The organism is Streptomyces spectabilis (assembly GCF_008704795.1).
In the GTDB taxonomy this organism is placed as follows: domain Bacteria; phylum Actinomycetota; class Actinomycetes; order Streptomycetales; family Streptomycetaceae; genus Streptomyces; species Streptomyces spectabilis.
Window position 1 is genome coordinate 3,787,663 of record NZ_CP023690.1, and the last position, 21,276, is coordinate 3,808,938.

General features: G+C 73.2%; 19 protein-coding genes. 11 read left to right on the forward strand and 8 right to left on the reverse strand.

Annotation, left to right across the window (positions count from 1 at the left end):
* Window positions 1–43 precede the first annotated feature (43 nt).
* The 3 genes from CP982_RS16350 to CP982_RS16360 all read left to right on the forward strand — a co-directional run bounded on the left by CP982_RS16350 (window position 44) and on the right by CP982_RS16360 (window position 2,039).
* Window positions 44–973, forward strand: coding sequence for a ribokinase (locus CP982_RS16350; protein WP_150511216.1), 930 nt, complete (start codon window positions 44–46; stop codon window positions 971–973).
* The gene (gene rbsD, locus CP982_RS16355) at window positions 970–1,365 is read left to right on the forward strand and encodes a D-ribose pyranase (protein ID WP_150511217.1); all 396 of its coding nucleotides are present in this window, start codon (window positions 970–972) and stop codon (window positions 1,363–1,365) included. The genes CP982_RS16350 and rbsD overlap by 4 nt, the downstream gene beginning before the upstream one ends.
* 251 nt (window positions 1,366–1,616) lie before the next feature.
* The gene (locus tag CP982_RS16360; protein WP_150511218.1) at window positions 1,617–2,039 is read left to right on the forward strand and encodes a DUF937 domain-containing protein; all 423 of its coding nucleotides are present in this window, start codon (window positions 1,617–1,619) and stop codon (window positions 2,037–2,039) included.
* On the opposite strand, the gene CP982_RS16365 is transcribed toward CP982_RS16360, so the two are convergent.
* The 3 genes from CP982_RS16365 to CP982_RS16375 are packed head-to-tail and all read right to left on the reverse strand — an operon-like array spanning window position 1,999 to window position 5,149.
* The gene (locus CP982_RS16365) at window positions 1,999–2,868 is read right to left on the reverse strand and encodes a sugar phosphate isomerase/epimerase family protein (RefSeq protein WP_150511219.1); all 870 of its coding nucleotides are present in this window, start codon (window positions 2,866–2,868) and stop codon (window positions 1,999–2,001) included. The genes CP982_RS16360 and CP982_RS16365 overlap by 41 nt on opposite strands.
* Window positions 2,865–4,001: a dihydrodipicolinate synthase family protein gene (locus tag CP982_RS16370; protein ID WP_150511220.1), complete on the reverse strand. Its 1,137-nt coding sequence runs from the start codon at window positions 3,999–4,001 to the stop codon at window positions 2,865–2,867. The genes CP982_RS16365 and CP982_RS16370 overlap by 4 nt, the downstream gene beginning before the upstream one ends.
* Window positions 3,998–5,149 carry a Gfo/Idh/MocA family protein gene (locus CP982_RS16375; RefSeq protein ID WP_150511221.1) on the reverse strand — a complete coding sequence of 384 codons (1,152 nt, stop codon included), beginning with the start codon at window positions 5,147–5,149 and terminating at the stop codon, window positions 3,998–4,000. Before CP982_RS16375 ends, CP982_RS16370 begins: the two co-directional genes overlap by 4 nt.
* A 149-nt stretch (window positions 5,150–5,298) precedes the next feature.
* Between CP982_RS16375 and CP982_RS16380 the strand changes: the two genes are divergently transcribed.
* The 3 genes from CP982_RS16380 (at window position 5,299) to CP982_RS16390 (ending at window position 8,482) form a co-directional block, all read left to right on the forward strand.
* The gene (locus tag CP982_RS16380) at window positions 5,299–6,360 is read left to right on the forward strand and encodes a LacI family DNA-binding transcriptional regulator (protein ID WP_150511222.1); all 1,062 of its coding nucleotides are present in this window, start codon (window positions 5,299–5,301) and stop codon (window positions 6,358–6,360) included.
* Between the two features lie 374 nt (window positions 6,361–6,734).
* Entirely contained in the window at window positions 6,735–7,661 is a 927-nt protein-coding gene (locus tag CP982_RS16385; protein WP_150511223.1) for a bifunctional helix-turn-helix transcriptional regulator/GNAT family N-acetyltransferase, read from the forward strand.
* Window positions 7,662–7,690: 29 nt separating this feature from the next.
* Complete coding sequence (locus CP982_RS16390) at window positions 7,691–8,482, forward strand: sugar phosphate isomerase/epimerase family protein (RefSeq protein ID WP_150511224.1); 792 nt, start codon at window positions 7,691–7,693, stop codon at window positions 8,480–8,482.
* Between the two features lie 259 nt (window positions 8,483–8,741).
* Here CP982_RS16390 and CP982_RS16400 read toward each other — a convergent pair whose 3' ends face one another.
* On the reverse strand, window positions 8,742–9,662 hold the full coding sequence (locus CP982_RS16400; protein ID WP_150511225.1) for an EamA family transporter: 921 nt from the start codon (window positions 9,660–9,662) through the stop codon (window positions 8,742–8,744).
* Between the two features lie 203 nt (window positions 9,663–9,865).
* Here CP982_RS16400 and CP982_RS16405 point away from each other — a divergent pair, with 203 nt between their 5' ends.
* The 3 genes from CP982_RS16405 (at window position 9,866) to CP982_RS16415 (ending at window position 13,546) form a co-directional block, all read left to right on the forward strand.
* Window positions 9,866–10,783, forward strand: coding sequence for a LysR family transcriptional regulator (locus CP982_RS16405; protein ID WP_150511226.1), 918 nt, complete (start codon window positions 9,866–9,868; stop codon window positions 10,781–10,783).
* Between the two features lie 261 nt (window positions 10,784–11,044).
* On the forward strand, window positions 11,045–12,796 hold the full coding sequence (locus tag CP982_RS16410) for a glycoside hydrolase family 3 protein (protein ID WP_372503369.1): 1,752 nt from the start codon (window positions 11,045–11,047) through the stop codon (window positions 12,794–12,796).
* A 132-nt stretch (window positions 12,797–12,928) separates the two neighbouring features.
* Window positions 12,929–13,546, forward strand: coding sequence for a hypothetical protein (locus CP982_RS16415; protein WP_150511227.1), 618 nt, complete (start codon window positions 12,929–12,931; stop codon window positions 13,544–13,546).
* Between the two features lie 130 nt (window positions 13,547–13,676).
* Here the strand turns inward: CP982_RS16415 and CP982_RS16420 are convergent, their stop codons facing one another.
* On the reverse strand, window positions 13,677–15,080 hold the full coding sequence (locus tag CP982_RS16420; RefSeq protein WP_150511228.1) for a S28 family serine protease: 1,404 nt from the start codon (window positions 15,078–15,080) through the stop codon (window positions 13,677–13,679).
* Window positions 15,081–15,260: 180 nt separating this feature from the next.
* Complete coding sequence (locus CP982_RS16425) at window positions 15,261–15,653, reverse strand: hypothetical protein (protein WP_150511229.1); 393 nt, start codon at window positions 15,651–15,653, stop codon at window positions 15,261–15,263.
* Window positions 15,654–15,821: 168 nt separating this feature from the next.
* On the opposite strand from CP982_RS16425, the gene CP982_RS16430 reads away from it, so the two are divergent.
* Window positions 15,822–16,352, forward strand: a complete 531-nt coding sequence (locus CP982_RS16430) for a hypothetical protein (protein WP_150511230.1) — start codon at window positions 15,822–15,824, stop codon at window positions 16,350–16,352.
* Here CP982_RS16430 and CP982_RS16435 read toward each other — a convergent pair.
* A complete protein-coding gene (locus CP982_RS16435) occupies window positions 16,336–16,920 on the reverse strand; it encodes a TetR/AcrR family transcriptional regulator (RefSeq protein WP_150511231.1) in 585 nt (194 codons plus the stop codon). The genes CP982_RS16430 and CP982_RS16435 overlap by 17 nt on opposite strands.
* Window positions 16,921–17,064: 144 nt before the next feature.
* On the opposite strand from CP982_RS16435, the gene CP982_RS16440 reads away from it, so the two are divergent.
* A complete protein-coding gene (locus tag CP982_RS16440; RefSeq protein ID WP_150511232.1) occupies window positions 17,065–17,490 on the forward strand; it encodes a RidA family protein in 426 nt (141 codons plus the stop codon).
* 19 nt (window positions 17,491–17,509) lie between these two features.
* Here the strand turns inward: CP982_RS16440 and CP982_RS16445 are convergent, their stop codons facing one another.
* The gene (locus CP982_RS16445) at window positions 17,510–21,262 is read right to left on the reverse strand and encodes an ABC transporter ATP-binding protein (protein ID WP_150511233.1); all 3,753 of its coding nucleotides are present in this window, start codon (window positions 21,260–21,262) and stop codon (window positions 17,510–17,512) included.
* Between the last annotated feature and the right edge of the window lie 14 nt (window positions 21,263–21,276).

Genomic DNA, 21,276 nt, shown 5'->3' on the forward strand with positions numbered 1-21,276 from the left:
GGCCACTTCAGGCGGCGTGAACAGCGCGAAAGGCAGTGCGGGAATGGATGAGTACGACCTGTTGGTCGTGGGGTCGGCCAACGCCGACCTGGTGACGGCCGTGACGCGGCGGCCCGGCGCGGGCGAGACGGTCCTCGGTTCCGACCTGGCCGTCCACCCGGGCGGCAAGGGCGCCAACCAGGCGGTGGCGGCGGCCCGGCTCGGGGCGCGCACGGCGCTGCTCGCGCGGGTCGGCGACGACGCGTACGGGCGGCTGCTCCTGGACGCGCAGGAGTCGGCGGGCGTCGACACCGCGGGGGTCCTGGTGGGCGGCGCGCCGACCGGGGTCGCGCTGATCACGGTGGATCCGTCGGGCGACAACAGCATCGTGGTGGCGCCGGGCGCGAACGCGCGTCTGACGCCCGCGGACGTACGGGCGGCGCGGGGTCTGTTCGAGGCGGCGCGGGTGGTCTCCCTCCAGCTGGAGATCCCGCTGGAGACGGTCGCGGAGGCGGCCGGGGCGCTTGCGCCCGGGGCCCGGCTCGTGCTCAATCCGTCGCCGCCCGCTCCGCTGCCGCCGGAGGTCCTTGAGGCCTGCGATCCGCTGATCGTGAACGAGCACGAGGCGCGGGTGGTCCTTGAGGGCGCGGGGGCCCGGGTGCCGGACGCGCCCGAGGAGTGGGCGCGGGGGCTGCTCGCGCTCGGCCCGCGGTCGGTGGTGGTGACCCTTGGCGCCGAGGGCGCGCTGGTGGCCACGGCCGAGGGGGGCGAGCGGGTGCCGTCGGTGAAGGTCGACGCGGTGGACACCACGGGTGCGGGGGACGCGTTCACGGCGGCTCTGGCGTGGCGGCTCGGTGTGGGCGACGACCTGGTGACGGCGGCGCGCTACGCGGTGCGGGTGGGTGCCCTCGCGGTGACGCGGGCGGGCGCGCAGGCCTCGTACCCGACGGGTGCCGAGGTGGCGGGGCTCGGCGGGGAGGACGCGGCGCGGTGAAGCGGGCGGGCATACTCAACCGCCATCTCGCGGGCGCGCTCGCGGAGCTCGGCCACGGTGACCGGCTGCTGGTGTGCGACGCGGGTATGCCGATTCCGGTGGGTCCGCGGGTGGTGGATCTGGCGTTCACGGCCGGGGTGCCGTCGTTCGCGCAGGTCCTGGACGGGCTGCTGGCGGAGCTCGTGGTGGAGGGCGCGGTGGCGGCCGTCGAGGTGCGGGAGGCGAATCCGGCGGCGGCCGGGCTGCTCGCGGAGCGCTTCCCGGGGGCCGCCCTTGACTTCGTGCCGCACGACGAGGTGAAGCGGCGGTCGGCGGGCGCGCGGCTCGTCGTGCGCACCGGGGAGGCGCGGCCGTATGCGAATGTGCTGCTGACCTGCGGAGTCTTCTTCTGAGGTGCTCCGGGTGCCGGGGCCGGGGGGCGCCGCGGGGCGCGGACGTTTTCGAGGGGGCCCGGTCCGTCGACCGGGCCCCCTCGTTTCCCCTCCCTTGCCACGCGCTCTTCCGGATCCCCCCAGATCCCCCCTCCAGAGCGCATGACACCCACTACGACCCGTGACACCCGGGAACGGTTGCACGGCTGCGGAAAGTTACTCCGGAAGATTTCAGGGTGCCGACAAACCCGCCCGGACGTAGCTTTCCGTACATGAGCGACACCTCATCCGAATCATTCGAAGAAGACGTACTCGTAGAGCTGGGTGACGACGGGCTCCAGGAGATCGCCACCCTGCTCGGCACGGACACCGACGGAGCGCGGAGCGTGGTGGGCACCACGGCCTCCACCCTGTCCGCTCCCCTCCAGGAGGAGGCGGCCGCGCAGGCTCCCGCCCCCGCGCCGGATCCGCCGCTGCAAGGCGTCGCCACCCTGGGCGGCGGCCTCGGCGGGCTGCTGGGCGGCGGCATGATGGCGGGCGTCCTGGCCAAGGTCGCCAAGCCCGTGGCGACGGCGGTCTCCAAGAAGACGGGCGTGCCCGTGGCCACGGTGACCCGGGTGATCGAACTGCTGATCCCGGTGGTGCTCGCGGTGCTCAGCAAGCGTGCGGGCCGCACACCTCCGCGTACCTCCTGACCGTCTCCGCGAGGACCTCGCGGCCGTCTTGCGCCCACAGCTCCTCGTTGAACAGCTCCACCTCGACAGGACCCGCGTAGCCCGCCGCCGCCATCAGACGGCGCCAGCGGGGGAAGTCGACCGCGCCGTCACCGAGCCGGCCGCGCCCGGTGAGCGCGCCGTGCGGCAGCGGCGTGGTCCAGTCGGCCAGCTGGAAGGCGTGCAGACGGCCCGCAGCGCCCGCCCGGACGAGGGCGTCGGGCACGGTGTCGTCCCACCAGAGGTGGTACGTGTCCACGCAGACGCCCACCCGCTCCGCGGGGAAGGGCGCGGCGAGGGCAAGCGCCTGCGCAAGCGTGGACACGACACTGCGGTCGGCCGCGTACATGGGATGGAGGGGCTCGACGGCGAGGCGGACGCCGCGGGCGGCGGCATACGGGGCGAGCTCCGCCAGGGCCGTGCCGACGCGGGCGCGGGCCGCGGGCAGGTCGCGGTCGCCGGGCGGGAGGCCGCCGCAGACCAGGACGAGCGTGTCGGTGCCGAGCGCCGCCGCCTCGTCGACGGCGGCGCGGTTGTCGGCGAGGGCGCGGGCGCGCTCCGCCGGTTCCGCGGCGGTGAGGAAGCCGCCGCGGCACAGGGTGGTGACGGTCAGGCCCGCGTCGCGCACCAGCTTCGCCGCGGCCTCCACGCCGTACTCCCGCACGGGCTCGCGCCACAGGCCGACGCCCCGGATGCCGAAGTCGGCGCAGGCGGCGACCAGTTCGGGCAGCGCGAGCTGCTTGACCGTCATCTGGTTGATGCTGAAGTCCGCGGGCGCGGCCGGGGGCTGGGGCTGGGGCGGAGGCGTCATCGCGTCACTCCGTGGAGTTCGAGGAGCAGGCGCATGCGGTGCTCCGCCAGGCCCGGGTCGGGGAACAGGCGCAGCTCCGCGGCCAGTTCGTACGCCCTGGTCAGATGCGGAAGCGAGCGGGCCGACTGGAGGCCGCCGACCATCGTGAAGTGGCGCTGGTGGCCCGCCAGCCAGGCGAGGAGGACCACGCCCGTCTTGTAGTAGCGGGTGGGGGGCTCGAAGAGGTGGCGGGCCAGCGCCACCGTGGGGTCCAGGATCGCGCGGAACGCGGCGGGGCCCTCGGCGTCCAGCGCGCGCACCGCCTCCGCCACCAGGGGCGCCAGCGGGTCGAAGACGCCCAGGAGCGCGTCGCTGAAGCCGTGCTCGTCGCCCGCGATCAGCTCGGGGTAGTGGAAGTCGTCCCCCGTGTAGCAGCGGACGCCGGGCGGGAGGCGGCGGCGCAGGGCCTTCTCGCGGTCCGCGTCCAGGAGGGAGATCTTCACGCCGTCCACCTTCTCCGGGTGGGCGGCGACGACCTGGAGGAACGTCTCCGTGGCCGCGTCCAGGTCGCGCGTGCCCCAGTAGCCCTCAAGGGCCGGGTCGAACATGGGGCCCAGCCAGTGCAGGATCACGGGCGCGGTGACCTGGCGCAGCAGCCCGCCGTACACGGCCAGGTAGTCGTCGGGGCCCGTCGCCGTCGCCGCGAGGGCCCTGGACGCCATGAGGACGGGCTGCGCGCCCGCCTCCTCGACGAGGGTCAGCTGCTCCTCGTAGGCGGCGCGCACGTCCGCCACGGTGGGGGCGGGCGTGGCGAGTTGGTCGGTGCCCGCCCCGCACGCGATCCGGCCGCCCGCCGCCTTCGCCTCCGCCGCCGAGCGCCGGATCAGCTCCGCCGCGCCCTGCCAGTCCAGGCCCATGCCGCGCTGTGCGGTGTCCATCGCCTCGGCCACGCCCAGGCCGTGCGCCCACAGGTGGTGGCGGAAGGCCAGGGTGGCGTCCCAGTCGACGGCGGCGGGGCCCTCCGGGGGGACGTCGGCTTGCGGGTTCGCGACGATGTGGGGTGCGGCGAGGATGGTGCGGGCCTGGGCCTGGGGTGGTTCGCTTTGTTTTGATGTGGCTTGGGTTGTCTTTTTCCTTTCCGTTCGTTCCTTCACCGCGCGATCTCCGGTACGTCGATCCTGCGGCCCTCCGCCGCCGACCTCAGGCCCAGCTCCGCCAGCTGCACCCCACGGGCCCCCGCGAACAGGTCCCAGTGGTACGGCGCGTCCGCGTACACGTGCTTGAGGAACAGCTCCCACTGGGCCTTGAAGCCGTTGTCGGACTCCCCGTTGTCCGGCACCTCCTGCCACTGGTCGCGGAAGGCGTGCGGCGACGGCAGGTCCGGGTTCCACACCGGCTTCGGCGTCGCGGCGCGGTGCTGGAAGCGGCAGCCGCGCAGGCCCGCGACCGCCGAGCCCTCGGTGCCGTCGACCTGGAACTCGACCAGCTCGTCCCGGTGCACCCGCACCGCCCAGGAGGAGTTGATCTGCGCGACCACCCCGCCCTCCAGCTCGAAGATGCCGTACGCCGCGTCGTCCGCCGTCGCGTCGTACGGCTTGCCCCGCTCGTCCCAGCGCTGCGGGACGTGCGTCGCCGTCAGCGCCTGTACGGTGCGCACCCGGCCGAACAGCTCGTGCAGCACGTACTCCCAGTGCGGGAACATGTCCACGACGATCCCGCCGCCGTCCTCGGCCCGGTAGTTCCACGACGGCCGCTGCGCGGGCTGCCAGTCGCCCTCGAACACCCAGTAGCCGAACTCCCCCCGCACGGACAGGACCCGGCCGAAGAAGCCGCCGTCGAGCAGGCGCTTGAGCTTGCGCAGGCCCGGCAGGAACAGCTTGTCCTGTACGACGCCGTGCTTGACCCCCGCCGCGCGCGCCGCCCGGGCCAGGGCCAGGGCCCCGTCCAGGGTCGTCGCCGTCGGCTTCTCCGTGTAGACGTGCTTGCCCGCCGCGATCGCCTGCCGCAGCGCCGCCTCGCGGGCCGACGTCGCCTGCGCGTCGAAGTAGACCTCCACGGCCGGATCCGCCAGGACCCCGGCCAGGTCCGTCGACCACGCGGTCAGGCCGTAGCGGTCCGCGAGCTCGCGCAGCGCCGCCTCCCTGCGGCCCACCAGGACCGGCTCCGGCCAGAGGCGGGTGCCGTCCCCCAGGCCGAGGCCGCCCTGCTCGCGCAGCGCGAGCAGCGAGCGGACCAGGTGCTGGTGGTGACCCATGCGTCCGGTCACGCCGTTCACGGCGATGCGGACCGTCCTGCGTGTCACGTGAGTTCCTCCCTGGAGCCCGGGGTGGCTCTTGGGGCAGGGCCGCGTCGATCCACCTGCCCTTCGAGGCGTAGCAAGCGCTTTCTACGGGGGAGAAGCTAGCCTGCGGACAACGTTCGTACAAGACCGGAGGACCGGAGGACCACTAGATGACCGTGACCCTGGCGGACGTGGCGGCCCGCGCCCAGGTGTCCCCCGCCACCGTCTCTCGCGTACTGAACGGCAACTACCCCGTCGCCGCCGCCACGCGCGAACGCGTGCTGCGGGCCGTGGACGACCTCGACTACGTCCTCAACGGGCCCGCGAGTTCGCTCGCCGCCGCGACGTCCGACCTGGTCGGCATCCTGGTCAACGACATCGCCGACCCCTTCTTCGGCATCATCGCGTCCGCCGTGCAGTCCGAGATAGGCGGTCCTGGCGGGCGGGCCGGGGGCGAGCGGATGGCCGTCGTCTGCAACACGGGCGGCTCCGCCGAGCGCGAGCTGACCTATCTGACGCTGCTCCAGCGGCAGCGGGCCGCCGCCGTCGTCCTCACCGGGGGCGCCAGCGAGGATCCCGAGCACGCCGCCGCCATCGGGGCGAAGCTGCGGCGGCTCGGGGACGCGGGGTCGCGGGTCGTGCTCTGCGGGCGCCCTCCGGCCGCGGGGGCGGCGGACTCCGTGGCCCTCACCTTCGACAACCGGGGCGGCGGGCGGCGGCTCACGGAGCATGTCCTGGGGCTCGGGCACCGGCGCGTGGGGTACATCGCGGGGCCGGTCGACCGGACCACCACGCGCCACCGCCTCGAAGGGCACCAGGAGGCTCTCGCGGCGGCCGGGCTCGTGGACGATCCGCGACTGACGTTGCACGGGCCCTACGACCGGCGGTCCGGGTACGACGCCACGGTCGAACTCCTGCGTCGCGCGCCCGACTTGACCGCCGTGGTCGCCGCGAACGACACCGTGGCCCTGGGCGCGTGCGCCGCTCTGCGGGACCGGGGGCTCTCCATTCCCGGGGACGTGTCCGTCGCCGGGTTCGACGATCTTCCGTTCAGCGTGGACGCGGTGCCGGCGCTCACCACCGTGCGGCTGCCGTTGTACGAGGCGGGGGCCCGGGCGGGGCGGATCGCCATGGGGCGGGAGGAGGAGCCGCCCGGGGGGATCGCCACGGTGCACGGGGAGTTGATGGTGCGGGGGTCGACGGGGGCCCCTGGCGGGGGTGCTCGGCGGTAGGTGCCCGGCGGTAGGTGCCGCTCCGTCTCGGCTGTCCGTTCTTTTTCTCTTTCCCGCCGTGTCGTGCGCCCCACGCGCCGGGGGGTCGGGGCCGCGGCGGTATGTCCGTCCTCGCCGTCATGTGCGCGGGGTGGACTCCCGTGCGGGGCAGCGATGTCGAGGTGCTGCGGGCGGACATACCGCCACGTCCCCTTCTGTTCGTCGGCGACCGACCGCCGTCAGTGGCTGATCGTCCAGCTTTCATTGAAGTTGGTGTTGGGGCTTTGGTGTGTGGGTGAGTGCGTTCTGGGGTTGAAAGTCTCAAGCTGCCTGGTTGTGCGGGGGTGCGGGCGTAGGCTCGTTATTTCTGACTGAGTCAACCGTCTGGGGTGCTCATGAGCGTTCAGGAGATCCGTTCGTTCAATCGCTTCTACACGAACCTCATCGGCGCTCTCGATTACAGCCGTCACCTGTACGCCCCCTACACGCTGACCGAGTCCCGCGTGTTGTACGAGCTCGCCCACTCGGTGCGGACCGATGCCGTGGATCTGCGGACCGAGTTGTCCTTGGACGCCGGGTACTTGAGCCGGATCCTGGCGCGGTTCGAGGAGGACGGTCTGGTGGCGCGGGCGCCGTCGGAGCGGGATCCCCCGCGGCGGCACGTCTCGCTGACGGCCCGGGGGCGGCAGGCTGCCGATCTGCTGGACGAGCGGTCGCGGGAGGCCGTGGGGGCGCTGTTGGGGGGCGTCGGCGCCGATGAGCGGGAGCGGCTCGTGGCCGCCATGGGAGTGGTACGGGACATCCTGGGCAAGCGGCGCCCTCCCGAGGGCGCCGGGGTGCTGCTGCGGGAGCCGGGGGCCGGGGAGCTCGGGTGGATCGTGCAGCGCAACGGGGCCGTCTACGCCTCGGAGTTCGGGTGGAACGCGGAGTATGAAGGGCTCGTCGCGCGCATCGTCGCCGACTTCGCCCAGGACCACGATCCGCATGTGGAGCGGGTCTGGATCGCCGAGCTCGACGGGCGGCCCGTGGGGTGCGTGATGTGCGTACGGGACGAGGTGCCGGGAGTCGCCCGGCTCCGGCTGCTCCTCGTGGAGCCCGACGCGCGGGGGCTCGGGATCGGGGACCGGCTGGTGCGGGCCGTCGTTCGGTTCGCGCGCGGGGTGGGGTATCGGGAAGTCGTCCTGTGGACCAATGACGTGCTGGCCTCCGCCCGGGGGATCTATGAGCGGCACGGTTTCGTGCTGGTGGAGGAGAAGGCCCATCGGTCCTTCGGTGTGGATCTGGTGGGGCAGGACTGGCGGCTCGCCCTGGGCGATGAATGAGGGGCGGTCTTCTGGATAGGTTCCACGCCATGAAACTCGCCTTCTCCACGCTCGGCGTGCCCGGTCTGCCCGTCGCGGACGTCCTCCGCCTCGCCACCACGCACGGCTACCACGGCGTCGAGCTGCGCGCGCATCCCGAGGAGCCCGTTCATCCCGGGATCACGCCTGCCCAACGGGCCGATGTGGTCGCCGCGTTCAAGGAAGCGGGGGTGTCGGTGGTGGGTGTCGCCGGGTATGCGCGGCTCGCCGATGAGTCTGCCGATGATGTGGTGCTGGGTGAGGTTCGGGGGCTTGTCGAGCTCGCTCGGGACCTGGGGGCTCCGTTCGTGCGGGTCTTTCCGGGGGGTGGGGAGAGCGCTGACGCCGATGTCGTCGCCGCTCGGCGGCTCGGGGTCGCCGCCGAGTTCGCCGCCGACGCGGGAGTGCGGATCCTGATGGAGACCCACGACTCGCATCGCACCGGCGCCGACGCCGCCCGCGTCCTCGGCGCCGTCGGGCATCTGCACGCCGGTGCGCTCTGGGACCTCATGCACACCTGGCTGGGTGGCGAGGACGTCGCCGACACCTTCGCCGCGCTCGGGCCGTACCTCGGATACGTCCAGGTGAAGGACGTCGCGAGCGCCGATGACACCACTCCCCTCGCCCTGGGGGACGGCGTGCTCCCGGTGGCCGAGTGCGTGGAGCTGCTCGGACGGCACGGGTGGGACGGCTGGCTGTGCTGGGAGTACGAGAAGCGCTGGTACGACGCCGCTGCGCCGCTTCCCGAATTGTTGGGCGGAGGGCGCGAGTTGCTCGCGCGGTTGGTGAGCGACAGCGCCTGAGTGGTTGCGCCCCCCTAGGGGCGCGGGGAACTGCGCGACCAGCCACTACGGACCCGCAGGCGACAGACCGCCTCTCCAGCGAAGCGCTCACGCGCCCGTCTCGCGCAGGCCCTCCAGAACCGGACGGGGCACAGGGCGCGCCCGTATGAGGATGCTGCGCCGCTCCCCGAAGTTTTCGGTGGGGGGCGTGAGTTGCTCGCGCGGTTGGTGAGCGACAGCGCCTGAGTGGTTGCGCCCGGCCGCACGGCGCGCTCGGTGGTCATACCGGGGTGGCGGGTTCCTTCGAGGCCGCGGGGGTCAGGGGCGCGGCGTACGCCGGAGGCTTCGGCGGGCGGGCGAAGGAGGTCAGCGCCACTCCGCCGACCAGGAGGGCGGCCGCGCACAGCTGGAGGCCGCTGACCGGCTCGCCGAGGAACAGCGCCGACGACGACATGCCGAACACCGGGACCAGGAGCGTGAAGGGGGCCACGGTCGACGCCGGGTAGCGGCGCAGCAGATAGCCCCAGGTGCCGAAGCCGAAGACCGTCGCGACCCAGGCCACGCAGACGACGGCGGCCACGCCCTGCCAGTCCAGGGAGCCCAGCGCGTCCAGGTCGCGGGACGGGCCCTCGAAGAGGAGCGAGAGGGCGAGGAGGGGCAGGACGGGGACCGTACTCACCCACACCATGAAGTTCAGGGCGTCCGGGGGTGCCGCCTTGCGGGTGAGGACGTTCGACACGCCCCAGGCGGCGGCAGCGGCGACCGTCAGGCCGAAAGCGGTCAGCGGCCCGGACGCGCCCTCGTCGACCGCCGCCACGCCGATGCCGGTCAGGGCCACGGCCATCCCCACCACCCGTATGCGCGTGGGGACTTCGCCCAGGACCGCGAAGGCGATGAGCGCGGTGAAGACCGCCTGGACCTGGAGGACCAGGGAGGACAGGCCCGCGGGCATCCCCGCGTCCATGCCGATGAACAGCAGGCCGAACTTGGCCACGCCCAGGGACAGACCCACGCCGATCAGCCACTTCCAGGCGACCTTGGGGCGGCCCACGAAGAACACGGCGGGCAGCGCCGCGACGAGGAAGCGCAGGGCCGAGAAGAGCAGCGGCGGGAAGTGGTCGAGGCCGATCTCGATCACGACGAAGTTGACGCCCCAGATGGCGGCGACGAGCACGGCTAGGCAGATGTGGGTGGGACGCATGTGTCGAGGATCGCCCGCCGCAGTGTGTAGCACTAGCTCGGATTTCTTCATGATTGGATTTAGCGTTGCTTAGGTGTGTTCGTTTGCCGCCCGATCCGGGGCTGTTCGTTCGCTGCCCGAGTCGGGCTGCTCGTTCGCTGCCCGAGCCGGGGCTGTTCGTTCGTGCGCAGTCCTGCGCTCGTCCGTGATCCGAGGAGGACTCCTTGCTCGATCTGGCCCGGCTGAAGGCGCTGCACGCCGTGTCCGTGCACGGGACCGTGGGCGCGGCCGCCGCCGCGCTCGGCTACACGCCGTCCGCCGTCTCCCAGCAGATCGCCAAACTGGAGCGGGAGACCCGCACCACCCTGCTCGAACGCCGCGGCCGTGGCGTCGCGCTCACTGAGGAGGCGCTCCATCTCGCCGCCACGGCGCGGGAGTTGCTGGCCATCGTGGAGCGCGCCGAGACGGAGCTCGAGGAGCGGCGCGGCGTGCCCGCGGGGCGCCTCACCGTCATGGCGTTCGCCTCCGCGGCGCGCGGACTGCTGCCCGGTGTCCTCGCCGAGCTCGGGCGGCGCCACCCGGCGCTCGACGCCCGGCTCTCGGAGGTCGAGCCGCATCTGTCGGTCGACCTCGTCGCCAAGGGCGTCGTGGACCTCGCGGTCGTGCACGACTGGGACATCACCCCGCTGGCCACGCCGCCCGGCGTCGACCAGGCCGTGATCGGCGACGACCTGTGCGATCTCCTGGTGCCCGAGGGGCATCCGCTCGCCGGACGGGACGCGGTGCCCCGCACCGACCTGAAGGGCGAGCGCTGGGTCTCGCAGCCGCCGGGGCAGATCTGCCACGACTGGCTGGTGCGGACGATGCGGGCCGCCGGGTGCGAGATGGACATCGTCCACCAGGCCGAGGAGAACCACACGCTGATCGCGCTCGTCGCCGCCGGGCTCGGCATCGCGCTGCTCCCCCGCCTCGGGCGCGGCCCGCTGCCGCCCGGCGTGACCGCGGTGCGCCTGGACCCGATGCCGATGCGCAGGCTGTACGCGGTGTGGCGGAGCGGAGCGGCCCGGCGGCCCGCGATCGCGGAGACCGTACGGGTGTTGCAGGAGACCTGGCCCGACGAGGCCCCGCCGCGGGCCGGTTGAGCGGCTCCCGCGCCCCATCCTCACCGCCCGCACCGACTTGCCGCGTTCCGCGCCCCTCGGGGAACCCGGAGGCGCGCCCGCTCGTCCAACGGACACGCTGCCGGAGAGTCTCCGCGAGGCGGTGTCGGCATCGCTGCTGGCTGCGACCGCTGACCTCCCTCTCCGCCGCCCGTGGCCGGCAGCGCGCCGCCACCGGTGCGCCCCCTCCATTGCGCCGGTGGCGGCCTTGACCCGCCGCACGCCACGGGATATCCGTGGCAGGTGCCTCACGACTCTCTTGACGCTGCCCCTGTCACCGTGGACGACCCGCGCGCCCTCCTCGCCCGCATGACGCTGGAGGAGAAGGTCGGCCAGCTCTTCGTCCTGCACGTGTACGGACACCACGCCACCGACCCGGACCCGGCCGACATGGAGGTCAACGAGCGGGAGCTGGGCGTGCGCACCGCCGCCGAGGCCATCGCCAAGTTCCGGCCCGGCGGGCTCATCTACTTCGGCTGGGCCCACAACACCAGGGACCCGCGCCAGCTCGCGACCCTGTCCAACGACGTCCAGCGCGCCGCCCTCGGCCGATCGCCCGGCGTGCCGCTGCTCCTCACCATCGACCAGGAGCACGGCGTCGTCGCCCGCGTCGGCGCGCCCGCCACCCTGCTCCCCGGCGCGATGGCGCTCGGCGCGGGCGGCTCCCACGACGACGTGCGCGAGGCGGCCCGCATCGCCGGGGCCGAGCTGCGCGCGCTCGGCGTCTTCCAGAACTACGCGCCGTCCGCCGACGTGAACGTGAACCCGGCCAACCCCGTCATCGGCGTACGGTCCTTCGGCGCGGGCCCCGACGCCGTCTCCGGCTTCGTGACCGCCCAGATCGAGGGGTACCAGAGCGCCGGGATCGCCACGGCCGCCAAGCACTTCCCCGGCCACGGCGACACCGAGACCGACAGCCACTCGGCGCTCCCGCACATCCACCACAGCCGCGAGCAGTGGGAGGAGCTCGACGCGCCGCCGTTCCGCGCCGCGCTCGCCGCCGGGGTGGACGCCGTCATGACCGCGCACCTCGTCGTCCCCGCCCTCGACCCGGCGCTCGACCCGGCCACCCTCTCGTATCCGATCGTCACCGGTGTGCTGCGCGAACAGCTCGGCCACCAGGGCCTGGTGGTGACCGACTCGCTCTCCATGCGGGGCGTCCGCACCAAGTACGGCGACGACCGCGTGGCCGTGCTCGCCCTGAAGGCGGGCGTCGACCAGCTCCTCGACCCGCCGCAGCCGGAACTCGCCTGGAACGCGGTCCTGCGCGCCGTGCGCGAGGGCGAGCTGAGCGAGGAGCGCATCGACGCGTCCGTCCTTCGGATCCTCGAACTCAAGGTGCGGCTCGGCCTCTTCGACGATCCGTACGTCTCCCTCGACGCCGTCGACGAGACCGTCGGCAGCAGCGCCCACCGCGCCGCCGCCGACCGCATCGCCGACCGCACGACCACGCTCCTGCGCAACGACGGCGGCCTGCTCCCGCTCTCCCCCGACACCCACCGCGACCTGCTCGTCGTCGGCGCCGACCCGGTGTCGCCCTCCGGCACGACGGGCCCGCCCACCGCCGTCCTCGCCGCCGCGCTCACCGGGCTCGGCTTCTCCGTCACGACGTTGAGCACCGGGATCGATCCCTCCAAGGAGGCCGTCGACGAGGCGGTGGCCGCCGCCGCGGGGCGCGCCGCGGTCCTCGTCACGGCGTACGACGTCACGGAGGGCGACGCCCAGGACGGCCTCGTCGCCGCGCTCGCCGCCACCGGCGTGCCCGTCGTCACCCTCGCGGTCCGCACCCCGCAGGACCTGCCGGGCACGGCCGCGGCGCTCGCCACCTACTCCTGGACCGACGTCGAACTGCGCGCCGCCGCCCGCGTCGTCGCAGGCCGCGCCCGGCCCGCGGGCCGCCTGCCGGTGCCCGTGGTGCGGTCGGACGACCCCGGGCAGGTGCTGTACCCCGTCGGCCACGGCCTTTCGTACGAGGCGTACGCCGCGTCCGACTGACGGACGTACCGGCCGTACGCAGCGCGTGACCCGCCCCGACACCAACGAGCGCAAAGCCCCCCGAGCGCCTGGCGTGCCCGCGCGCGGCGGGGTCACGCTGGGTACACATGGCCATGGGGGCGGGGGGCTGCCATGCGGACGACCAGGGCGAGAGCGGCGTGCGGGGGCGTGCTGCTCGCCGCCCTCGCGCTGGCCGGATGTCAGTGGGGCGGGGACTCGGGTGCCGCCTCGGGGCGGCCCACCCTCACCGGTACGGCCGGTGGGCACGGGGCCGTCTTCCTCGGCGCCGACGACTGCGCCTCGCGGGGGCGCGAGCGCGTCACGGAGGTGCCCTGCGGCAGCGAGCGCGCCGCCGCGCGCGTCATCGCCCGCCACGACGGGCCCGTGGGCGACGGTCCCGCCTGCCCCGGCCGCAGCGACTACGTCCTGCACATCAGCGAGAGCCGGCCCTCCGTCGACGAGGACGGCGACGGGGAGGTGTCGCGCGGATACGCCTGCATGCGGAACCTGGAGCCGCCGCACCCCGGGGATCCCGGGGGCGGGGGCGGGCCGCGGACCGTCGTGGGCGACTGTGTGTACGGGGCCGGGCGTGGCGAGGTCCGCGAGACCCCCTGCGACGCCTCGGGCCCCCGCTCCCCGGAGTACCGCGTCGTGGCGGCGGTCGCCGTCCGCACGGCCTGCGCCCCCGGCACCGCGTTGTACGTCTCCCTGGGCGGGGCCCACCCGGTGGGCTGCGCGATCCGGGTGTGATCCCCTTCCCGACCTGGGGGCTCCGCCCCCAGACCCCCGCTCCTCAAACGCCGGAGAGGCTGAAAACGCTGCCGCAACCGGCGACAGATCCAGCCCGTCCGGCGTTTGAGGACGAGGCGCGCAGCGCCGATTACGGCCGCAGCGTGCGCTGGCGCTGGCGGTCCAGCTTCGCGTCGTACGGGGCCGGCTTCGCCGTGGGGACTCCGGCCCAGGCGAGGATGCGCTCGGTGGCCTTGGTGCGGTCGGCGGACGTGAGCCCGGCGACGTTCGCCCCGTGGTTGGCGCCCGGCGCCGTGAAGACGTGGGAGTCGTGCTTCGCCCCGCGCGCGGGGCGGAACGGCTCCGCGCCCCACGGGTCGTTCTCGCCGTACACGAACATCATCCGGTGGGAGTTGTGGCGCACCCAGCGGTCGACGTCCTTCATGGCGTGCTTCTGGAAGCTCATCGGGATCTCGCGCGGCACGAAGTTCCGCGGCGGCTGGTAGCCGTAGCGGCTCAGGTCGGCGAGCCAGGGCTGCTTGATGTCGGGCGAGCCGAGCTGCGTACCGGCCTGGTAGTAGTACGGCGTGTAGTACTCCAGGCCCTGGTCGGCGTAGGAGGACCAGCCGCCGACCTGCTCGATCCAGTCGAAGAGGGCCTGGTCGCTGACCGTCGCCGCGGTGGGCACCTTCGCGCAGGCGGTCGCCGACTGCTGGTACTGCCAGAAGCCCCAGTTCACGTCGAGCACGACGGCTTCGAAGGCCTTGTCGAGGTTGCCGATGGTCTTGAAGGTGTAGCCGTTGTCGGCCGCGTAGGCGGCGTACAGCTTCTCCAGGGGTTCGCGGCGCACCAGCGCCTCGCGCTGCGCGGCCTCGATCTTCGTGCGGCACTCCTTGGTGCCGACGGTCGCGAGGAAGCGGTCGTAGGCGGAGTCTTCCTTGTTGTTCACGTCGTTGGGCGCGACGTACGCGACGACGCCGTCCATGTCACGCGGGTAGAAGCGCTCGAAGTACGTGGCGGTCATGCCGCCCTTGGAGGCGCCGGTGGACAGCCACTTCTTGGCGTAGATCGGCTTGAGCGCCTTGAAGATGCGGTGCTGGTCGCTGGCGGCCTGCCAGATGTCGAGCTTCTTCCAGTCCGCCGGGGCCGGGCGCGACGGCGTGAAGAAGCGGTACTCCATGGAGACCTGGTTGCCGTCGATGACGCGGGTGGGCTCGGAGCGGCCCGGGTTGGTGTTCAGGCCGTAGCCCGAGGTGTGGAAGACGGTGGGCCGGGCGGTGTCCTTGTGCAGCACGGTGATGCGCTGCTGGAAGGTGCCCTTGGCGGGGCGCCGGTGGTCGACCGGCTGTCGGTAGTTCAGGACGAAGAAGCGGTAGCCGTCGTACGGCTTCTCCTCGATGAGGCTCATGCCCTTGATGGCGAGGAGCCGGTCCTTGATGTCGGTCCTGGCGGCGGGTGCCCCGGACTCGGCGGCGGTGGCCGCCGTGGCTCCGGTGAAGCTCACGGTGCCTATCAGCACCACGAGTGACAACACCCATCTGAGCGTCTTGCGCATGCGTCCTCCCCTGTCGGCGCGGCGATCCCCCGGAACCTAACGGAGCAACTGGCCGCACACCAGGCCGCATTGAGGACAAAGGGGCGATTCAGTGCCATCGGGGGCAGAGGGAAATTCACTTAGGGGACAGCCGGGTCCGCCCAGCGGACGCGCGCCGCCCCGAGGGCCCGCGCCGCGTCCTCAGCAGAGGATCCAGCCCGAGCTGACCCCGCGGCCGCTCACATTGCCCTTGATCCACACGCAGCGGTGGCCCGCGTGCACCTTCACCGGGCCCGCGAGGCGCACGTAGCGGCCCGCGTCGCGCACGGGGCGGCTGCCGCGCGCCTGCACGCTGACGGACATGGGCTTGCGGTTGCGGGCGCTCTTCGCGTACGTCACGGCGCAGACGAAGCCGCGCTTCTTGTAGAGGACGACCTTGCCGGTGGCGAAGGTGAGGGTGCGGATCTTCTGGCCGGGGCAGATCGGGGCGGCCTGCGCCGCGCCCGCGCCGGGGCCCACGAGCGTGAACAGGAGGGCAGCGGCAAGCGCCGCGGCGCCCCCCGCCACGCGGCGCCGTATCCGACCACTCTTCACGATGACCCCTCCCGCCACCCCGGCCTCAGCGTACGGACGTACGGACGCCGGACAACCATCCGACGGTTGCGGAATGGTCCCTGCCATTTTCCAGGTTTGACACAACTTCCCTTAGCCACCCGTGGTCGAAGGGATCAGAGCGTGAAAGGCAGGACTCCGATGACCCCGATGACCCCGACACGACCGTTACGCCGCGGCTCCGGCCCCCGCAGTCCCCGCCTGCTCGTCGCCGCCGCCCTCCTCGCCTCCGTGGCCGCCGTGCCGTCCGCGGCCTCCGCGACGCCCGAGACCGGCGCACCGGCCGCCGCGCCCGCCGCCGAGCCGGGCAAGGCGCCCGCCCGCAGCGGCAGCCCGGGCCCCGCCTACGAGCGGGTCGCCCACTTCTACGGCGCCTACGTCGACGTGGCGAACGACCCCGGCTCCAACAAGGCCGCCGCCGCCCTGCGCACCTTCTATCTGACGGCCGACCTGCGCGGGCGGCTGCTCGACTGGGAGCGGCGCCACGACGCCGACGGCGTGCTGCGCGCGCAGCACGTGCCGAGCGCCTGGCGCGTGACGGCGGGCGACAGCGGCATGGGCAAGACGACCTCGACGGTGCGCCTGACCTGGGGCACCGGCGCCGAGCGCACGTACACCTATCTGTCGGTCCAGTCCGATCTGGCGACCCGCACGATCACCGACATCAAGTCGAAGTACTGAGACCGCGCAGGACCTCCCGCACGAGGTCCCCGCTCCGCTCGACGTCCGCGTCGTCGAACCCCATGAGGAAGCGGTAGTACACCGGCGCGTAGAAGAGGTCGACCATGACGGCCGTGGGCACGTCGGCGCGGAGCTGTCCGGCGGCGACGGCCCGGTCGAGCCGCTCCCGGCACACGCGGACGCGCGGGTCGACGATGATCTCGCGGACGGTCTCCATCAGCTCGGGGTCGCTCTGGGCCTCGCCGATGATGCCGCGGTAGACCCGGCCGAGGTCGCCGGTGAGCATGGCCGTCACCGAGGTGATCTGGGCGGCGAGGTCGGCCGCGACGTCCCCGGTGTCGGGGAGGTCCGACGCCGCGCCGAGCCGTTCGTCCAGGGCGTCGAGCGCCACCGCGCCCTTGCAGGACCACCAGCGGTAGATCGTGGGCTTTCCGACACCGGCCCGGGAGGCGATGGCCTCGATGGTCAGCTTCGCGTAGCCCTTGCTCGTCGCCAGCTCGTAGACCGCGTCCAGGACCGCTCGGCGGGCGCGTTCGCTGCGTCGTTCGCTGCTGGGCTCAGGGGGCATGCCGCCACCCTACCCCAGGCGTGACGTTACGTTTCGTTTTGACAAGAGGCCCGGGGTCGCTCTAGCTTTCACTCACGTTACGGAACGTTTCGTAACGCCGACATCGGGCCCGTCCGCCGGACCCGTCGAGCAAAGGGGAGAGCCATGTCGAACGACCGGAGCACCGCCGCCGGGGCCCGCATCGAGAAGGTCGCCACCACGCCGGACTGGTACGCGTCGTACCGGATCTCGCAGGCCGTGAAGGCCGGCGGGTTCGTGTACGTGTCGGGCCAGGCGGGCTTCGACGAGGACGGGACCACCGTTGAGGGCGGCTTCCTCGCCCAGGGCAGGCAGGCGTTCCGCAACGTGGCGCGGGTCCTGGAGGCCGCGGGGCTGACCTTCGCCGACGTGGTGAAGGTGGGCATCTTCGTGCGCGGCATGGCGGAGAACCTGCCGCACACCATCACGCTGCGCGAGGAGTTCCTGGCCGAGCCCTACCCCGCCGACACCCTCGTCGAGGTCGTCTCGCTCGCGCAGCCCGACTGGCTGATCGAGGTCGAGGTCATCGCGCTCGACCGGACGGCAGCGTAACGGCCCGGGAGGGCCGGGCTCAGGCCTCGACCGGCTCCCCCACGAACGTGCGCCACAGCTTCGCGTACTGGCCGTCGCGGGCGAGCAGTTCGTCGTGGGTGCCGTCCTCCGCGACCCGGCCGTGGTCCATCACGATCACGCGGTCCGCGCGGGCTGCCGTGGTCAGGCGGTGGGCCACCACCAGCGTGGTGCGCTTGCCCGCGATGCGGTCGGTGGCCAGGTTGACCTGGGCCTCGGTGGCGAGGTCGAGCGCCGCGGTGGCCTCGTCGAGGAGCAGGATGTCGGGGTCGACCAGCTCCGCGCGGGCCAGGGCGATGAGCTGGCGCTGCCCCGCCGACAGGTTGCGGCCGCGCTCGGCCACCTCGTGCAGATAGCCGCCGTCGAGCGTGGCGATCATGTCGTGCGCACCGACCGCGCGGGCCGCCGCCTCGACCGCCGCGTCGGTGGCGTCGGGGCGGCCGTAGGCGATGGCGTCGCGCAGGGTGCCCGCGAACAGGTACGCCTCCTGCGGCACGACGCCGAGCCGGTGCCGGTACGCGGTCAGGTCGAGGGCCCGCAGATCGGTGCCGTCGACGGTGACGCGGCCGCCCGTGGGGTCGTAGAACCGGGCGACGAGCTTGACCAGGGTGGACTTGCCCGCGCCGGTCTCGCCGACGAAGGCGACGGTCTGGCCCGCGGGGATGCGCAGGTCGATGCCGCTGAGCGCGGTCTCCGCCGCGGCGGCGGTGCCGTCGGCCGCCGCGTCCGCCTCGCCGGAGTAGGCGAACTCGACCTCCTCGAAGGCGATCTCGCCGCGCAGGGACAGCACGTCGAGCGGCTCGTCCGGGGCCTTCGTCGAGGTCGGCTCGCGCAGCAGCTCCTGGATGCGGCCGAGCGACACGGTGGCCTGCTGGTAGCCGTCGAAGACCTGGGACAGCTGCTGCACGGGGGCGAAGAACAGGTCGATGTAGAGCAGATAGGCGACGAGGGCGCCGGTCGTCAGGGTGCCCGCGTCCACGCGGTGCGCGCCCACGATCAGGACGGCGACGACCGCGACCGAGGACAGCAGCTGCACGAACGGGAAGTACACCGAGATCAGCCACTGGCCGCGCACCCGCGCCCGGCGGTAGTCGTCGCTGCGGGCCGCGAACCGGGCGCCGCCGGTCCGCTCGCGCCGGAACGCCTGCACGATCCGCAGCCCGGCCACGGTCTCCTGGAGGTCGGCGTTGACCACGGACACGCGCTCACGCGCCAGTTCGTACGCCTTCACGCTCGACCTGCGGAAGAAGAAGGTGCCGACGACGAGCGGCGGGAGCGTCGCGAAGACGACGAGCGCCAGCTGGAGGTCGATCACGAGCAGGGCGGCCATGATGCCGAAGAAGGTGACGACGGAGACGAACGCGGTGACGAGCCCGGTCTGCAGGAACGTGGACAGGGCGTCCACGTCCGTCGTCATCCGGGTCATGATGCGCCCGGTCAGCTCCCGCTCGTAGTAGTCGAGCCCGAGGCGCTGGAGCTGCGCGAAGATCTTCAGCCGCAGCGAGTACAGGACGCGTTCGCCGGTGCGGCCCGTCATCCGCATCTCGCCGGTCTGCGCCAGCCACTGCACGGCGACGGCGGCGAGCGCGAGCCCCGATGCGGCCCACACCGCGCCGAGCGCGGTCTGCGAGACGCCCTCGTCGATGCCGTGCCGGATGAGGACGGGAAGGAGCAGGCCCATGCCCGCGTCCACGGCGACGAGCGCCAGGCTGAGCAGCAGCGGGAGGCCGAAGCCGCGCAGGAGCCGGCGCAGGCCGTAGGCCTCCTCGGGGGCGACGGCCCGTGCCTCGTCGATGTCCGGCGTGTCGACGGCGGGCGGCAGGGCGTCGACCTGCGCGAGCAGCTCGGGCGTGGCCGGGGCCCCGGCGAGGGCGGCGTCCTTGGGCTCGCGGTCGCCCGTCCATAGGCGCGGCGTGATGCCGCGCTCGGCGTCGAACTCGGCGTCCAGCTCGTCGCGTACGGAGGTGTCCTCGGGGGCCTGTGCCGTGCGGGGCACGGTGTGGCCGGGCGAGACGCCGCCGAGCTCGTCCGGGTCGGTGAGCAGGCGCCGGTACAGCGGCGAGGTGCGCTCGAGGTCGGCGTGCGTACCGATGGCGGCGAGGCGGCCGCCGTCGAGGACGGCGATGCGGTCGGCGAGATTCAGCGTGGAGCGCCGGTGCGCGATCAGCAGGGTGGTCCGGCCCGCCATGACCTGCGCGAGCGCCTCGTGGATCTCGTGCTCCACCCGGGCGTCCACCGCGGAGGTGGCGTCGTCGAGCACAAGCAGGCGCGGGTCGGTGAGGATGGCGCGGGCGAGCGCGACGCGCTGGCGCTGGCCGCCGGAGAGGGTGAGCCCGTGCTCGCCGACCTTGGTGGCGTAGCCGTCGGGCAGCTCGCTGATGAAACGGTCCGCCTGGGCGGCGCGTGCGGCCCGCTCGATCTCCTCGTCCGTCGCCTCCGGGTGTCCGTACGCGATGTTGGCGCGCACGGTGTCGGAGAAGAGGAAGGAGTCCTCGGGCACGAGGCCGATCGCGGCGCGCAGGGAGTCCTGCGTCAGCTCGCGCACGTCGTGGCCGCCGATGAGGACGGCGCCGCGCGTCACGTCGTAGAAGCGGGGAAGCAGCAGCGAGACGGTGGACTTGCCGCTGCCGGACGAGCCGACCACGGCGAGGGTCTCGCCGGCGCGGATCTCGAAGCTGAGCCCGTCGAGGACGGGCTTCCCCTCGTCGTCGTAGGAGAACGCCACGTCGTCGAACTCGACGGTCGCGGGGGCGTCGGCGGGCAGCTCCTTGGTGCCGTCCGCGATGGCGGGCCGGGTGTCGATCAGCTCCAGGACGCGCTCGGCGCCCGCGCGGGCCTGCTGGCCGACGGTCAGGACCATGGCGAGCATCCGCACCGGGCCGACGAGCTGGGCGAGGTAGGTGGAGAACGCGACGAAGGTGCCGAGCGTGATCTCCCCCTCGACCGCGAGCCAGCCGCCGAGCGCCAGCATCGCGACCTGCCCGAGGGTGGGCACGGCCTGGAGGGCGGGCGTGTAGCGGGAGTTGAGCCGGATGGTGCGCAGGCGCCCGGCGAAGAGCCTGCGGCCGACCTCGCGCAGCTTCCCGGTCTCCTGCTCCTCCTGCCCGAAGCCCTTCACCACGCGCACGCCGCTGACGGCCCCGTCCACGACGCCCGCGACGGCCGCGGCCTGCGCCTGCGCGTACCAGGTCGCCGGGTGCAGCCGGGTGCGGCTGCGGCGGGCGATCCACCACAGGGCGGGCGCGACGGCGAGCGCGACGAGGGTGAGCGGCAGCGAGAGCCAGGCCATGATCGCCAGGGACATCGCGAACAGCAGGACGTTCCCGATGGTCATGGGCAGCATGAACAGCAGGCCCTGGATCAGCTGGAGGTCACTGGTGGCGCGCCCCACGACCTGCCCGGTGGACAGCTCGCCCTGGCGCCTGCCGTCGAGCGCGGTGATGGTGTCGTACATCTCCGTGCGCAGGTCGTGCTGCACGTCGAGGGCGAGGCGGCCGCCGTAGTAGCGGCGGATGTACGTCATGACGTAGACGAGGGCGGCGGCGCCGAGCAGGGCGCCCGCCCAGGGGCCCATGGACCGGCTGTGGTCGCCGATCACGTCGTCGATGACGACCTTGGTGAGCAGCGGGACCACGGCCATGACGGCCATGCCCCCGAGGGACGAGCCGAGCGCGAGCACCACGTCCTTGGGGTAGCGCCAGGCGTACCCCCACAGCCGTCTCGCCCAGCCCTGCCGCTCCGGCCGCTCCGTCACCGCGTTCCTCCCGC

What these genes read in the sequence shown, in the direction of transcription:
- CP982_RS16415 (WP_150511227.1), top strand. Translation starts at nt 12,929, where the DNA reads ATGCGGACGACCAGGGCGAGAGCGGCGTGCGGGGGCGTGCTGCTCGCC.
- CP982_RS16400 (WP_150511225.1), bottom strand. Translation starts at nt 9,662, where the DNA reads ATGCGTCCCACCCACATCTGCCTAGCCGTGCTCGTCGCCGCCATCTGG.
- CP982_RS16350 (WP_150511216.1), top strand. Translation starts at nt 44, where the DNA reads ATGGATGAGTACGACCTGTTGGTCGTGGGGTCGGCCAACGCCGACCTG.
- CP982_RS16380 (WP_150511222.1), top strand. Translation starts at nt 5,299, where the DNA reads ATGACCGTGACCCTGGCGGACGTGGCGGCCCGCGCCCAGGTGTCCCCC.
- CP982_RS16385 (WP_150511223.1), top strand. Translation starts at nt 6,735, where the DNA reads ATGAGCGTTCAGGAGATCCGTTCGTTCAATCGCTTCTACACGAACCTC.
- CP982_RS16440 (WP_150511232.1), top strand. Translation starts at nt 17,065, where the DNA reads ATGTCGAACGACCGGAGCACCGCCGCCGGGGCCCGCATCGAGAAGGTC.
- CP982_RS16420 (WP_150511228.1), bottom strand. Translation starts at nt 15,080, where the DNA reads ATGCGCAAGACGCTCAGATGGGTGTTGTCACTCGTGGTGCTGATAGGC.
- CP982_RS16360 (WP_150511218.1), top strand. Translation starts at nt 1,617, where the DNA reads ATGAGCGACACCTCATCCGAATCATTCGAAGAAGACGTACTCGTAGAG.
- CP982_RS16390 (WP_150511224.1), top strand. Translation starts at nt 7,691, where the DNA reads ATGAAACTCGCCTTCTCCACGCTCGGCGTGCCCGGTCTGCCCGTCGCG.
- CP982_RS16435 (WP_150511231.1), bottom strand. Translation starts at nt 16,920, where the DNA reads ATGCCCCCTGAGCCCAGCAGCGAACGACGCAGCGAACGCGCCCGCCGA.
- CP982_RS16430 (WP_150511230.1), top strand. Translation starts at nt 15,822, where the DNA reads ATGACCCCGACACGACCGTTACGCCGCGGCTCCGGCCCCCGCAGTCCC.
- CP982_RS16365 (WP_150511219.1), bottom strand. Translation starts at nt 2,868, where the DNA reads ATGACGCCTCCGCCCCAGCCCCAGCCCCCGGCCGCGCCCGCGGACTTC.